We start from the raw sequence: 13949 nt of genomic DNA, 5'->3' as shown, positions 1-13949 counted from the left end.
CCATCGAGCGCCCAGCCGTTTCTGCTTTGCAAGCGGTCCGGACGTTGACAGAATCGACTCCCAGAGCAGGCTAAACGTCAAGCCTGCAAGGTTTGTGAAACCAGGAGCGTTCTGTTGGACCACATGACAATCAAGCCTCCACGGCCCATTCCGTTGGAAGGCATCCGCGACCAGGCCGACCGGGCCGTCGCAATGATGGGAGAGATCCGCACGGCCATGCTGGCGCCCACCGCCCGCAAGTCGCCGCCCGTCTTCAACCTGAGTCAGCTGGCCGCGATGCTGGGCATCGAGAAGGGCTCGCTCAGCCACCGCATCACCCGCGGCGACCTGCCTGCCGGTCGACTCAACGATGCCGGCAGCCGGCGTGAATTCAGCCTGGCCGAGGCTCGGACCTGGATCCGCGAGTACCGCAAGGAGTGGCTGCGGCCCGCGGGCGGCGAGGCGGTGACCATCGCCATCGGTAACTTCAAGGGCGGTGTCTCCAAGACCACCACGGCGGTGACGCTGGCCCAGGGCCTGACGCTGCTGGGCCACAAGGTGCTGGTGATCGACACCGACCCGCAGGGTTCGCTGACAACCTTGTTCGGCATCCTGCCGGACACCGAGGTAGAGGAGGACGACACCATCCTGCCGCTGACCATGGGCTCGGAAACCTCGATCCGCTATGCCATCCGCCCCACCTACTGGGACGGCATCGACCTGGTGGCGGCTGCACCGATGCTGTTCGGCGCCGAGTTCGCCCTGCCCGCGCGGCAGACGCAGGAACCGGGCTTCGAGTTCTGGCGTGTGCTGGACCTGGGGATCGACGACGTGCGGGACGAATACGACGTGATCGTGATCGACACGCCGCCTTCGCTGTCCTACACCACCATCAATGCGTTCATGGCTTCGAACGGCATCATCATGCCGCTGCCACCCAACGCACTGGACTTCGCCTCGGCGTCGCAGTTCTGGAGCCTGTTCGCCGATCTCACGTCGGAGCTGCTGACCAAGCGCGGCTTGACCAAGGAATTCGACTTCATCCACGTGCTGCTGGCGCGGGTCGATTCATCGGACGCGGCCAGCAACATCGTGCGGCAGTGGATCGGCCAGACTTACGCCGAGAAGGTGTTGCCGGTAGAGATCCCGAAGACCGCCGTGGCCGCGACCACCAGCGCGGAATTTGGCACCGTGTACGACATCGCACGCTACGACGGCAGTGCCAAGACCTTCAAGCGGGCCCGCGATGCCTACGACACCTTTGTTTCGCACATCGAGCGCTCGGTGTGGTCGGTGTGGCGCCGGCAGGTGCTGGAACAGGCGGCGGTGACTGCGCCGGTCGCCGCGACGGTGGCACGGGGAGCTAGGTGATGGCGAAGAAGTTGTTCGAGAAGGCGGGCTTGATCCAGATCCCGGGGGCCGCCCCGAAGGAGCCTGTTCCGAAGCCGGCGGAAGAGGTTCGGGCAAAGACGGCACCGGGTTCGATGCTGCATTTCATGTCCGCACAGTCCACCGCCATCAAGGAGGCGGAGAGTCTGCGGGAAGAGCTGGCGCGCTATGAAGGCGCGTTGCCGGTGCGGAAACTGGACCCGCGATTGGTGCGCTCGTCGGTGTGGGCGAACCGCCATGCGGCCTCGTTCGAAGGTCCGGACTTCGCTGCACTGAAGGAAGAGATTGCTGCGGCCAACGGCAACGTGCAGCCGATCAAGGTGCGGCCGGTGTCTGCCGGCGCAGCCGCCGCGGGCGGGGAAGAGGGGGTTGGACGGTCCAACCCCCCGGGCAGCATCGAACCGGTGTACGAGATCGTCTTCGGTCATCGCCGCCATCGTGCGTGCCTGGAGCTGGGCATTCCGGTGCTGGCCATGGTGGAGCAAGTGAATGAGCAGGACCTGTTCGTGGCGATGGAGCGGGAGAACCGCTCTCGCAAGGATCTGTCCGCCTGGGAGCAGGGAATGATGTATGCCCGCGCACTCGACGCAGGGCTGTACGCCTCCAACCGCCAGCTGGCTGCCGCGATCGGCCGGGACCTGGGCGACGTCGGCAAGGCGCTGTCGCTGGCCCGGCTGCCCAAGGCGGTGGTCGACGCCTTCTCGTCGCCCCTTGACCTGCAGTTTCGTTGGGCCAAGCTGCTGAATGATGCTCAGCAGAAGGATCCGGATGGACTGATGGCGCGTGCGAAGGCGCTGGCCGCCAGGGCCGAACCGCTGTCGGCCAAACAGGTGCTGGAGCGGCTGCTGGATCTGGACGAGCCGGCGCGTGCGGTGCGTGGCTCAGAGCATGTGATCCAGAACGAGCGGGAGCGGGTGGCCATCGTGACCAGCGATGAGCAGGGCCGGACAGTGGTCCGCTTCGATCGACAGCTGACGGAGCCACAGCGAGCTGCGCTCGCGGAGGCGATCCGGACATTCCTGGGGCTTCCGCCGGGAGGCTGAGGCAAGCACTGGCGTGGCAGACGAAGAGGGGTTGGACGGTCCAACCCCTTTTTCGTTTGGGGCACCGAAAAGCGTCAAGAGGACTCCCGAAAGTTCTCCGTCAGACGACGGTGCGCGGCCTCGCGGACTCGTCCAGCTGTAGCGCAGCGTGGGCCAAGGATTCGGGGACCCACCCGGTGGAGGCGGGCCGTAGGTGCGTTACGGCGGCTTGGTGCACAAAGAGGTGTCTCGCCCTGCAATCAACGCATGGCGTCCGTGGAACGGTAAGTGCAAGCCGGCACCCACTCGTACGCTGTTTGGCAGCGTGTTGGCGCGTTAGGCATGCGGAGGACTGCCACAGGCGAGGGCCCATGGTCGGCAGATAGGGTGCGACGCACCCGAGCGGACTATGGCGGACAGTGCGTTTGACGCTGATCGCACCAGCCTCGAAGCCCTCCCGAAAACTCTCCAATGGAGTCTGGCGCTTCGTCGATGCAGTTCCGTGAGAAGTGGCCGGCGCGCACAGGCGTTCCAGCCATGGACACGATGTCCGCCTCCGCACTGCACGCAGCAGACCGAGCGTCACGAGCAATGCACCGCAGCATTCGCTTGGGGGCGCTCGTCCGGCCACCCGGTGCCGTATGCCGACAGCTGCTGTTGGCGTACCCACGGGCTCCCCGACACGGCCACGAAGCTCAGCCCAGCTCTGCCGAATCAACCAAAAGCAGCGCCATGGCTAGAATCAACTGCACAAGTAATCAACCAGCCAAAAAATCAGCGTCATTTCCGCCTGCCCCCAAATGTCGACTCCCGAAAGTTCTCCGCTCCCCGAGAGAAAGCCCTCCACGGCTTCCTCCGCCGGCCTGCGGCTGAACGCCAGCCACTACGCCTTCATGCGCGCCCTGGTGCAGGGCGTCGGGCTGCGGGAGGCATGGTCGCGCTACCTGCATCCAGGCGACGGCCGTGCCGCCGACCTGGGCCACATGCGACAGGTGGTGCAGGGCATCCGCGATGCGTTTGCGGCCGCAGCCCGGCGGGAGCGCCGGCACGGCATCGCGCGGCTGGTGCTCGTCGATCTCAGCCGCATGCCGGACGACGCGGCGGTGCTGCCTTCGCTGGAGGCCTTCGCCGCCGAGCAGGGGCTGGAGGACTTCTCCGAGGCCGAGCAGATCGAGGCGTACGAGGCCGCCCACGGCCGCACGGCGCAGCGCCTGGGCCGGCGCGCCCGGCTGGTCGCGCGGCAGCTGGAGGCACTGCGCTGGCTGGAGTCGTTGTCGGCCCGGCCGCCCCAGCTGGACGATCCGGTGGATGCCTGGCTCGATCCGCAGCTTGCCGGGCGCCTTGCCAGTGCCGGCCTCGCCACGCTGCGGCAGCTGTGCCATCGCATCCAGCATGCTCCCGGCCGCTGGTGGCGACCGGTGCGCGCGGTGGGGGCGCTCAAGGCCCTGCGGGTGGAACGCTGGCTGGCGGCCCATCAACAGCCGCTGGCACTGCCCGCCGACCTCTGCGCACGGCTGGACGTGCCCGCCGGTCCCCGCGCCATGCCCACGCGCAGCGGTCACGTTTCCTCGGCGATCCGGCCACTCGAGCACTTCCAGGTGCCGCCCGCGCTCGACGGTCGCCACGTGCGGCTCCGGCGGCCGGTGGTCGACGCGGCGCTGGGCGTCTCGTCGGACCGCGATGCGCTGCTGGCGTGGCTGGCCAGCAAGGGCCAGGCCTCGGCACACACCCGGCGCGCCTACCGCCGCGAGGCCGAACGCTTCCTGCTGTGGGCGGTGCTGGTGCGCGGCGTGGCCTTGTCGCAGGTGACGGCGGCCGATGTGCAGGCCTACCTGGCCTTCGTGGCCGATCCGCAGCCGCGGGCCGATTGGTGTGGTCCGCGCCACCAGCCGCGCTGGTCGGTGCTGTGGCGGCCATTCGAAGGACCGTTGTCGGCCGGCGCCCGCCGGCAGACGGTGACCATCCTGCGCAACCTGTACGACTTCCTGGGCCGCGAAGGCCACCTCGGCGGCAACCCGTGGCTGGGCGCGGCCGCGGGTTGTGGCCGACGACCGGCGCTGGACAGCGGCCGCAGCCTGTCGCCCGCGCAATGCGCCTGGGTGGAACGCCGGCTGCACCTGCTGCCGGACACCGCCGCCCACCAGCGCCTGCGGCTGGCCTGGCAGCTGATGCAAGGCGCCGGCCTGCGCCTGTCGGAAGCCGTCACGGCGCGGCTTGGCGATCTGCAGGCCGACGGCCCGGCCACGCTGGACGCCGCGGCGGCCGGCAGCCCGCCCACCCTCTGGCTGCGCATCCCCGGCCCGGGCCAGCGCGACCGCGAGCTGGGCCTGCCGCCCGCGGCGGTGCAGGCGCTGGTCGCCAGCCTGCCGGGCCGCGGCCTGCGGCCCGATCCGCTTGATCCGGCGCAGGCCGATGCGTGGCTGCTGGGCCAGGCGGCGGACTTCAGCGAACGGGCGCCCGGCCTGGCCGCCGGCCGGCCGCTGGATCCGCGCCAGGGCATCGGCGCGGCCACGCTGGCAGACCAGTTCAAGCGCCTGTTCCGCCAATGCGCGGCCGATGCCCGTGGCGCCGGCGCGCTGGCCGATGCCGATGCGCTGCGCCGTGCCAGCACCCACTGGCTACGCCATACCCACGGCCTGCAGTCGCTGGCCCGGGGGCTGCCCCTGGCCACCACGCAGCACCGGCTGGGCCATGCCTCGCCCGCCATCACCGCCTTGTACCGGCGACCGCCGCCGCGGGCGGGCCAGAATGCCGGCAGCCCGCCAGGGCCTGCACGCTGAAGTCCATGCTTTTGTCCGTACCCGCCATGACCACACCCTCGCGCCGCATCCTCCCTCGCCACGCCATCGCCCGATGCCGGGAGGCCGCATGAAGATCGCCATCGTCGGCGCCGGGGCCATCGGCGGCTTCCTGGGCGCGCGGCTGGCCGCGGCCGGCCATGAAGTCAGTGCACTGGCCCGCGGTGCCACGCTGCAGGCGCTGCGCACCCATGGCTGGCGGCTGCGCGAGGCCGGCGTGCTGCACACCGCGCCCTGCGCCGCGGCCTCGGCCGATGCGGCCGAGCTGGGTCCGCAGGCGCTGGTCGTGGTCGCCGTCAAGGGGCCGGCGTTGGCCGATGTGGCACCCCAGCTCGCACCGCTGCTGGGCGCCGACACCACCGTGCTGCCGGCGATGAACGGCGTGCCCTGGTGGTTCGTGCAGGGCCTGCCCGGCGTGGGCGACACCCCGCTGGAAAGCGTCGACCCTGGCGGCCGCATCGCCGCGGCCATCGCGCTGCCGCGGGTGCTGGGCTGCGTGGTGCATGCGGCCACCGGCACCAGCGAGCCCGGCCTGGTGGAGCACCGCATGGGGCAGGGGCTGATCGTGGGCGAGCCCGCGGGCGGTGAATCGCCGCGGGCCACCGCCATTGCCTCGCTGCTGCGCGAAGCAGGCTTCGAGGCCACGGCCTCACCGCAGGTGCGCTACGACATCTGGTTCAAGCTCTGGGGCAACCTCACGATGAACCCGGTGTCGGCCGTCACCGGTGCCACGGTGGACCGGGTGCTGGACGATCCGCTGGTGCGCGCCTTCTGTTCCGCCGCCATGCAGGAGGCCGCCGAGATCGGCCGCCGCATCGGTTGCGACATCCGCCAAGCCCCGGACGACCGCCACGCCGTCACCCGCAAGCTGGGCGCCATCTCCACCTCCATGCTGCAGGACGTGCAGGCCGGCCGGCCGATGGAGCTGGACGCCATCGTGGGCGCGGTGCATGAGCTGGGCCGGCGCGTGGGCGTGGCCACGCCCAACGTGGATGCGCTGTTCGGCCTGGCGCGCCTGTTCGGCCGGGTGCGGGGGCTGTACCCGGCGGCCTGAGAACCTGTCAACGAACCACTCACGCCCGCTCGACGCGCCCTGACGACCCGGCTCGTCGTTGCAAATGCTCGCCATAGCCCGAGCCATGGCTGCGCCTTGCGCCTGGATCCAGGCCGCCCTGTCCCGCCGCTCGGTCGCGACCGGTTCATTCACAGGTTCTGAGCCGGCTCAGTGCAGCTTGACCGGCGGCATGGTGCGCGCGGTAAGCCAGCCGCCCAGCGTGGCCAGCGCGGTGCGCGGCAGGCCGTGCAGCGTCACCATGTGCTGGCGCTGCAGGCCCCAGTAGGCCCAGCGCGCCAGCAGGCCTTCCAGCCGCCAGCCGCGGCCGGACTGGGGGCCCGGCGCCGGGGTGTGCACCTGGCCCACCGCATGGCGGCGGCCCAGTGACACCAGCGAGCCCCGGTCGTCATAGCGGAAGGCAGGCAGCGGCTCGCCGCGCACGAAGCCCGGCAGCGCCTCGGCCAGCAGCTGCGCCTGCTGGTGCGCCGCCTGGGCGCGCGGCGGCACGGTGGACTGGCCGGGCGGCTGCGGGCAGCTGGCGCAGTCCCCGATCGCCAGCACCCGCGGGTCCAGCGTGGTCTGCAGCGTGGGGCCCACCAGCAGCTGGCCGCTGCGCGACAGGGCCAGGCCGTCCAGCTGCTTGAGCAGCTCCGGGCCGCGGATGCCGGCGGCCCACACCGTCAGGTCCGCGGGCACCGCCTCGTCGCCCAGCATCACCTGGGTGTCGGTCACGGCCGTCACCTTGACGCCGGTGCGCACCACCACGCCGCGCCGCACGAGGTCGGCGCGCGCCTGCTCGGCCACGTCGGCGGGCAGGGCGGACAACAGCCGCTCGCCCGCTTCCAGCAGGTGGATGCGCACCGGCAGCCGCGCGCCGCGGTCACCCTCGCCACCTTCGGCGCGCGACATGTGCGGCAGGAAGCCGGCCATCGCCGCGGTGCTTTCCATCAGTTCGGCGGCCAGCTCCACGCCGGTGGCACCGCCGCCGACGATGGCCACGTTCACCGGCGCGGTGGCGCCGGCGCCACCGTGCTGCAGCTCGTTGCGGGCCCAGGTGGCCAGCAGCCGGCGGTGGAAGCGGCGCGCGTCCTCGGCGGTGTCCAGCGCCACCGCATGCTCACGCACGCCAGGCGTGCCGAAGTCGTTGACCACGCTGCCCACCGCGATCACCACGGTGTCGTAGGCCACCGCGCGGCGTGGCGCCACGGTGTGGCCCTGGTCGTCCACCAGCGGGGCCAGCCAGAGCCGTCGGGCGGCGCGGTCCATCGACTCCACCCGCCCCAGGTGGAAGCGGAAGCCATGGCGGCGCGCCTGCTGCAGGTAGTCGGTCTCCTGGTCGGGGCCGCCCAGGGTGCCGGCGGCCAGCTCATGCAGCTGCGGCTTCCACACGTGGGTGAGGGCGGCGTCGATCAGCAGCAGCTCCACCGGCCCGCCGGGCGGCAGGCGGCGGCCCAGCCGGGCCGCCAGCTCGAGCCCGCCGGCACCGCCGCCGACGATCACGATGCGGTGGCGTTGCGGGTCGTCGGCGGGCAGGGGCGTGGCGGCAGGGGTGTCCATGGCTCGGATGCGGCAAACAGGGTGCCTCAGGGCACCCGCGCCACTCAGGCCGAGGGCTGGAAGGCGTAGCCGTTGCCGGCGGCCACCATGCGGCCGAAGCCCGGGAACGGATAGTGGAAGCCGCCCATCATCGCGTTGCCGGCGGTGATGCGCTGGAACACCGCGCGACGGGTGGCGCGGGCCTGCTCGGCGTCCATGTCGAAGGTGACGGCCCAGTCGGGGTTGCGGGCGAACAGGGCGGGCACGTTGGTCAGGTCGGCCACGTAGAAGAAGCGCTGGCTGCCCGAGCTGAGCTCGAACAAGGTGTGGCCCGGCGTGTGGCCGTAGGCCGCCACCGAGCGGATGCCGGGCAGGATCTCGGCATCGGCCTCGAAGCGCTGCAGCCGGTCGGCCGGCATGCCGCCGAAGGTGCGGCGCACGTTGTCGAAGGCGCCCTTCATGCCCGCGGGCGCGGCGGCCATCCTGGCGTCGTCCATCCAGAAGGCGTACTCGGCCGCCGGCACCATCACCTTGGCATTGGCGAACACCAGCTCGCCGGCCTTGTTGCGGATGCCGTTGATGTGGTCGCCGTGGAAGTGGGAGATCAGCACCGTGTCGATGTCGGTCGGCTGGAAGCCGGCCGCGCGCAGCTGCTGCAGCAGCTTGCCGGTGGTGGGGCCGCCGAACTCGCCCAGGCCGGTGTCCACCAGGATGCGGCGGCCGCCGGCCACGATGAGGAAGGGCGTGTACGGCACGTCGATGTAGTCGGTGGGCAGCCCCTGCGAGGCCAGCAGCGCCTTGACCTGGTCCAGCGGCGCGTTCTTCACGAACTCCGCGCCCAGCGGCCGGCGGGTGATGCCGTCCAGCAGCGACAGCACCTCCACCTCGCCCACCTTCATGCGGGCGAAACCGGTGGCCGGCAGGGCCGGCGTGCCCAGGTCGGGCGCGTTCTGCGCCCAGGCCGGCACGAACGATCCGGCGGCATACATCGCGGGGGTGGCCAGGCCGGCGGCCAGCAGTTGTCGGCGGGTCAGCATCGATCGAACTCCTTGAGAGATGCAGTGGAAGGAAAGGGAAGGGCAGGGCAGCCGGCCGGGGCCGCTGCTATGGTGCGGCGATGAGTCTCGCATCCACACCACGGCCGCCTGCACGGCGGGCCGCGCCCAGCGCTGCGACCCGCGCCAGCCGCAACTCGTTCACTGCCTGGCTGCAAAAAGCCCTGGGCCTGCTGCTCGCCTGGCTGGTGGTGCTGCCCGCGCTGGCGGCCGACGACGGCGCGCTGCGCATCGGCTCCAAGCGCTTCACCGAGGCCTATGTGCTGGCCCAGGTGCTGGCGCAGACGGCCGCGCCGCATGCCCGCACCGAGGTGCTGGCCGGCCTGGGCAACACCGCCATCGTGTACGAGGCGCTGCGCTCCGGCCGCATCGACCTCTACCCCGAATACCTGGGCACCATCGACCAGGAGATCCTGAAGAATCCCGCACCCACCTCGGTGGACGCGATGAACCGGCAGCTGGCGCCGCTGGGCTTCGGCGTGGCCATCCCGCTGGGCTTCAACGACGGCTATGCGCTGGCGATGCGCGAGGCCGATGCGCAGCGGCTGGGCATCCGGCGGCTGTCGGACCTGGCGGCGCATCCGGCGTTGCGGCTGGGCCTGTCCAACGAGTTCATCGGCCGGCAGGACGGCTGGCCCGGCCTGCAGCAGCGCTACCGGCTGCCGCAGCGGCCCAGCGGCATCGACCACGGCCTGGCCTACGACGCCCTGGCCCGCGGCCAGATCGACGTGATGGACATCTACACCACCGACGCCAAGATCGGCCACCTGGGCCTGCGCGTGCTGGAGGACGACGGCGGCTACTTCCCGCGCTACGACGCGGTGGTGCTGTACCGGCTGGACGTGCCGCAGCGCTTTCCCGCCGCCTGGCAGGCGCTGCAGGGCCTGGCCGGCAGCATCGACGAGCGGGAGATGATCGCGATGAATGCCCGCGCCGAGCTGGACAGCGTGCCCTTCGAGCAGATCGCGCGCGACCACCTGGCCGGCCGCGCCGCCACCGCAGGCCAGGCGCCGCGCGGCCTGGCGGCCAAGCTGTTCGGCCCCGACCTGCCGCGCCTGGCGCTGCAGCACCTGGGGCTGGTGCTGGCCTCGGTGGCGGCGGCCATCGTCATCGGCGTGCCGCTGGCCGTGGCGGTGGCCGCCCGCCCGCTGGCGCGGTCCTGGGTGCTGGGCCTGACCGGCATCTTCCAGACCGTGCCCTCGCTGGCCATGCTGGCGGTGCTGATCTGGGCGCTGGGCCGCATCGGCACCGTGCCGGCGCTGGCCGCGCTCACGCTGTATGCGCTGCTGCCCATCGTGCGCAACACCTGCACCGGGCTGGCCGAGGTGCCGGCCGGCCTCAAGCAGGCCGGCATGGCGCTGGGCCTGGTGCGCGGCGACGTGCGCCGCCACGTGGAGCTGCCGCTGGCGCTGCCCACCATCGTGGCCGGCGTGCGCACCGCCACCGTCATCTGCGTGGGCACGGCCACGCTGGCGGCCTTCATCGGCGCGGGCGGCTTCGGCGAGCGCATCGTCACCGGCCTGGCGCTGAACGACAACCAGATGATGCTGGCCGGTGCGCTGCCCTCGGCCGCGCTGGCGCTGCTGTTCGAGGCGCTGTTCGAGCTGGGCGAGCGGCGCTGGCTGCGCAGGCACCTGCGGTGAATTGACGGGCGGGCGGCCGGCATTTCGGGCGATCAGCCGGGGAACCCGCCGATACGCTGGCCGTTTCGTATTGCCAGCAGTACCCCATGTCCACGAAGTTGCTACGACGCGGTTTGCCGTTCTCACCCGAAGTGGCCGGCCTGGTGGCCCGCATGGAGGCGGTGGAGGAACACCGCGAGAACCTGCAGCGCCTGCAGGCCATGTGGGACACGCTGGCCCTGCTGGGGCAGATGAGCGGCACCGTGCCCGACATCGGCAATACCCGACGCGCCTTCGAGACGCTGGGCAACACGCTGCTGGACGCGCTGGCCACCCGCACGCTGGCCCACCTGCGCCACGGGCTGCAGGCGCGGGCCCAGGTGGCCATCGACATCCTGGTGCGCAACCTGTTCGAGCGCACCGCCGACGTCGGCTTCCTGGCCACCGACAGCGTGCTGCGCCACCATGTGCAGCAGTGCGCCGCACGCTCCTTCGACACCGGCCGGCGGCAGGCGCTGGAAGGGCGCTTCCGCGAGTACGTGGCCAAGTATTCGGTCTACGACGACATCGTCGTGCTGTCGCCGCAGGGCGACGTGCTGGCCCGGCTGGACCACCGCCTGGCCAGCACCGGCCCCGGTGAAGCACCCTGGCTGGCCGAGGCCCTGCGCGGCAGCGGCTACGTGGAGCATGCGGGCCTGCTGCCGCTGCTGGGCGGCCGGCCGGGGCTGCTGTATGCCCATGCCATCCGCGGCGAGGCCGGCGCGGTGATCGGCGTGCTGTGCCTCTCCTTCCGCTTCGACGACGAGATGCGCCGCATCTTCGGCCAGCTGTGCGCGCCCGCGGAAGCCGGCGCCATCGTGCTGCTGGACGGCCAGGGCACGGTGGTGGCCAGCTCCGACCCCTGGCTGCTGCCGGTGGGCGCGCCGCTGCCCGGCCACCGCCAGCACCGGCTGCGCTTCGCCGGCCGCGACTTCATCGCCGCCTGGGCCGCGCCCAGCGGCTACGAGGGCTATGGCGGCCCCGGCTGGAGCGCGCTGGCGCTGGTGCCCAGCGATCTGGCCTTCGAGGCACCGGCCACCGACACCGACGCGCCCGCCACCGCCACCAGCACCGCGGCGCTGCAGCGGCTGGCCGGCCACATCGACACCCAGGGCCTGTTCGATGCCCAGCTGCAGGCCATCGGCCCGCAGGCGCAGCAGATCGAGCGCGGCCTGGCCCGGCTGCTGTGGAACGGCCGGCTGCGCCAGAGCGGCGAGGCCGGCATGGCCGGCGCCGCCTTCGCCGGCACGCTGCTGGGCGAGGTGGGCCTGACCGGCGAACGCCTGCGCCGCGTGTTCGACGAGGCCATCGGCAACCTGCACCGGGCCACCCTGGCCGCGGTGTTCGACCGCGTGCGCCACCATGCCCGGCTGGCCATCGACATCATGGACCGCAACCTCTACGAGCGTGCCAACGACGTGCGCTGGTGGGCGCTGGACGACACCTTGCGCGCGGCCCTGGCCGCGCAGGCCGACGCCGCGCAGGCCGAAGCGGTGCTCGGCCACATCAACCGGCTGTACACGGTGTATGCGCTGATCGTGCTGTTCGATCCGCAGGGCCAGGTGGTGGCCGTCTCGCAGCCGGCCGCGGCCGACTGGCGCGGCCGCGTGCTGGCCGAACCCTGGGTGGCCGAGGCCCTGGCCTGCCGCGACAGCCAGGGCCATGCCGTGTCCCGCCATGCGGCCACGGCGCTGTACGGCGGCCGGGCCACCTACGTGTTCGCCACCGCGCTGCGGGATGCGCAGCAGCAGGTGGTGGGCGGCATCGGCATCGTGTTCGACGGCGCGCCGCAGTTCGCGGCCATGCTGGCCGATGCACTGCCGCGCGACCTGCCGGGCCAGGCACTCATCGTCACCCGCGGTGGCCTGGTGGTGGCCAGCACCGATGCATCGGTGGCACCCGGCAGCCCGGCCGTGCTGCCGCCGGGTTGGGCGGCGCTGGCAGCCGGCCAGTCGGGCGCCTGCGTCATCGACATCGACGGCGTGGCCCATGCGGTGGGCTATGCCATGGCCGGCGGCTACCGCGAGTACCCGGTGGCACGCCGGCATGCGGAGGACGACGTGGGCACGCTGGTGCTCACGCCGCTGGGCCGCCGGCTGGCGGAGCCGGCGCAGCCGGTGGCGGCCTTCGAGCCTTCGCCGCTGGCCCCGGGCGCGCGGCCCGCGGTGCGCGTGGCCGCCTTCCGGCTGGCCGATGCCTGGTTCGGCCTGCCCATCGGCCAGGTGGTGCAGGCGCTGGAAGGCGTGCGCATCACCGCGCTGCCCAATGCCCGGCCGCAGCTGCCGGGCCTGGTGTCGCACGACGACGCGCTGCTGCCGGTGCTGGACCTGGCGGTGCTGCGCGGCATCGAGCGCCCGCGTCCGGAGAATGCGCCGCTGGTGGTGGCGCAGTACACGCTGGCCGGCGGTGCGCCCCAGCGGCTGGCGCTGCGGGTGGATGCGCTGGGCCCGGTGTTCGATGCCGGGGCCGACCAGCTGCAGCCCAGCCCCGGGCCCGGCGAGCAGCTGGTGCAGGGGCAGGGCCGCCACATGCTCACGCTGCTGGATGCGCGTGTGCTGTGGGGCGCGACCTCAGATCGTCACGCCGCCGTCGACCACGATGCTCTGGCCGGTCATGTAGCTGCTGGCCGGTGAGGCCAGGAACACCGCGGCGCCGGCAATCTCGTCGGCCTCGCCGATGCGGCGCAGCGGCGTGGTGGACATGCGCTGCTTGAGCATGGCCTCGTCCTCCCACAGCGCGCGGGCGAAGTCGGTGCGGATCAGGCCCGGCGCAATGCAGTTCACCCGCACGTTGTGCGGTCCGTATTCCACCGCCAGGTTGCGCGCCAGCTGGAAGTCCGCCGCCTTGGAGATGTTGTAGGCCCCGATCACCGGCGAGCCGCGCAGCCCGCCGATGCTGGAGACGATGACGATGGAGCCCTGCTGGCGCTCGATCATCGACGGCGCCACGAAGTTGATCAGCCAGTGGTTGGCGATCACGTTGTTCTCGAGGATCTTGCGGAACTGGTCGTCCTCGATCCCGGCCAGCGGGCCGTAGTAGGGATTGCTGGCCGCGTTGCACACCAGCGTGGTGATCGGGCCCAGCTGGCGCACGGTTTCCTCCGCCAGGTGCTGCAGCTCCTGCTTGGAGGAGATGTTGGCCGGGATGGCGATGGCCCGGCCCGCGCCATGGCGCGCATTGATGGCCGCGGCCACCTCGTTGCAGGGCTCGGCCTTGCGGGAGGAGATCACCACCCGCGCGCCTTGCTCGGCCATGCGCTCGGCAATGGCCTTGCCGATGCCGCGCGACGATCCGGTGATGACGGCCACCTGGCCTTCGAGTGAGAACAGAGACATGGGCAGGCCCTCCCAGGGGCGGTTGGTGTCGATGCGGCTACCGTACCAGGGCTTCTGAAGCGCTGCATCCGCAACAACGCTAAGGGGAAATGCCGACGTACTTCTTCTTCGAAAAGCAGG

At 71.7% G+C, this 13949-nt stretch carries 9 protein-coding genes; 6 read left to right on the top strand and 3 right to left on the bottom strand.

Annotation, left to right across the window (positions count from 1 at the left end; genetic code table 11):
• Positions 1-123 precede the first annotated feature (123 nt).
• The 4 genes from VO99_RS28035 to VO99_RS28020 all read left to right on the top strand — a co-directional run bounded on the left by VO99_RS28035 (position 124) and on the right by VO99_RS28020 (position 6242).
• The gene (locus VO99_RS28035) at positions 124-1350 is read left to right on the top strand and encodes an AAA family ATPase (RefSeq protein ID WP_046116249.1); all 1227 of its coding nucleotides are present in this window, start codon (positions 124-126) and stop codon (positions 1348-1350) included.
• Positions 1350-2411 (top strand): ParB/RepB/Spo0J family partition protein, encoded by a 1062-nt coding sequence (locus tag VO99_RS28030; protein ID WP_083441019.1) that lies wholly within the window; start codon positions 1350-1352, stop codon positions 2409-2411. The genes VO99_RS28035 and VO99_RS28030 overlap by 1 nt, the downstream gene beginning before the upstream one ends.
• A gap of 872 nt (positions 2412-3283) precedes the next feature.
• Positions 3284-5170 (top strand): site-specific integrase, encoded by a 1887-nt coding sequence (locus VO99_RS28025; RefSeq protein ID WP_046116248.1) that lies wholly within the window; start codon positions 3284-3286, stop codon positions 5168-5170.
• 88 nt (positions 5171-5258) lie between these two features.
• On the top strand, positions 5259-6242 hold the full coding sequence (locus tag VO99_RS28020) for a 2-dehydropantoate 2-reductase (protein ID WP_046116247.1): 984 nt from the start codon (positions 5259-5261) through the stop codon (positions 6240-6242).
• A 168-nt stretch (positions 6243-6410) separates the two neighbouring features.
• Here the strand turns inward: VO99_RS28020 and VO99_RS28015 are convergent, their stop codons facing one another.
• Positions 6411-7799 carry an NAD(P)/FAD-dependent oxidoreductase gene (locus tag VO99_RS28015; protein ID WP_046116246.1) on the bottom strand — a complete coding sequence of 463 codons (1389 nt, stop codon included), beginning with the start codon at positions 7797-7799 and terminating at the stop codon, positions 6411-6413.
• Between the two features lie 44 nt (positions 7800-7843).
• On the bottom strand, positions 7844-8815 hold the full coding sequence (locus VO99_RS28010; RefSeq protein ID WP_046116245.1) for an MBL fold metallo-hydrolase: 972 nt from the start codon (positions 8813-8815) through the stop codon (positions 7844-7846).
• An 80-nt stretch (positions 8816-8895) separates the two neighbouring features.
• On the opposite strand from VO99_RS28010, the gene VO99_RS28005 reads away from it, so the two are divergent.
• Both VO99_RS28005 and VO99_RS28000 read left to right on the top strand, forming a co-directional pair.
• Positions 8896-10476, top strand: a complete 1581-nt coding sequence (locus VO99_RS28005; protein ID WP_083441018.1) for a glycine betaine ABC transporter substrate-binding protein — start codon at positions 8896-8898, stop codon at positions 10474-10476.
• Positions 10477-10562: 86 nt separating this feature from the next.
• Positions 10563-13127: a chemotaxis protein CheW gene (locus tag VO99_RS28000; protein WP_083441017.1), complete on the top strand. Its 2565-nt coding sequence runs from the start codon at positions 10563-10565 to the stop codon at positions 13125-13127.
• On the opposite strand, the gene VO99_RS27995 is transcribed toward VO99_RS28000, so the two are convergent.
• Positions 13065-13829, bottom strand: coding sequence for an SDR family NAD(P)-dependent oxidoreductase (locus VO99_RS27995; RefSeq protein ID WP_046116244.1), 765 nt, complete (start codon positions 13827-13829; stop codon positions 13065-13067). The two genes, VO99_RS28000 and VO99_RS27995, sit on opposite strands and share 63 nt — an antisense overlap.
• Positions 13830-13949 lie beyond the last annotated feature (120 nt).

This window comes from Aquincola tertiaricarbonis (genome assembly GCF_000969605.1).
Classification (GTDB): Bacteria; Pseudomonadota; Gammaproteobacteria; order Burkholderiales; family Burkholderiaceae_C; genus Aquincola; species Aquincola tertiaricarbonis.
This window is presented reverse-complemented; position numbering and strand designations above follow the sequence as displayed.

Excerpts from the sequence above, each read along its gene's own strand:
- VO99_RS28035 (WP_046116249.1), top strand. The coding sequence starts at position 124 with ATGACAATCAAGCCTCCACGGCCCATTCCGTTGGAAGGCATCCGCGAC.
- VO99_RS28000 (WP_083441017.1), top strand. The coding sequence starts at position 10,563 with ATGTCCACGAAGTTGCTACGACGCGGTTTGCCGTTCTCACCCGAAGTG.
- VO99_RS28030 (WP_083441019.1), top strand. The coding sequence starts at position 1,350 with ATGGCGAAGAAGTTGTTCGAGAAGGCGGGCTTGATCCAGATCCCGGGG.
- VO99_RS28005 (WP_083441018.1), top strand. The coding sequence starts at position 8,896 with ATGAGTCTCGCATCCACACCACGGCCGCCTGCACGGCGGGCCGCGCCC.
- VO99_RS28020 (WP_046116247.1), top strand. The coding sequence starts at position 5,259 with ATGAAGATCGCCATCGTCGGCGCCGGGGCCATCGGCGGCTTCCTGGGC.
- VO99_RS28025 (WP_046116248.1), top strand. The coding sequence starts at position 3,284 with ATGCGCGCCCTGGTGCAGGGCGTCGGGCTGCGGGAGGCATGGTCGCGC.
- VO99_RS27995 (WP_046116244.1), bottom strand. The coding sequence starts at position 13,829 with ATGTCTCTGTTCTCACTCGAAGGCCAGGTGGCCGTCATCACCGGATCG.
- VO99_RS28015 (WP_046116246.1), bottom strand. The coding sequence starts at position 7,799 with ATGGACACCCCTGCCGCCACGCCCCTGCCCGCCGACGACCCGCAACGC.
- VO99_RS28010 (WP_046116245.1), bottom strand. The coding sequence starts at position 8,815 with ATGCTGACCCGCCGACAACTGCTGGCCGCCGGCCTGGCCACCCCCGCG.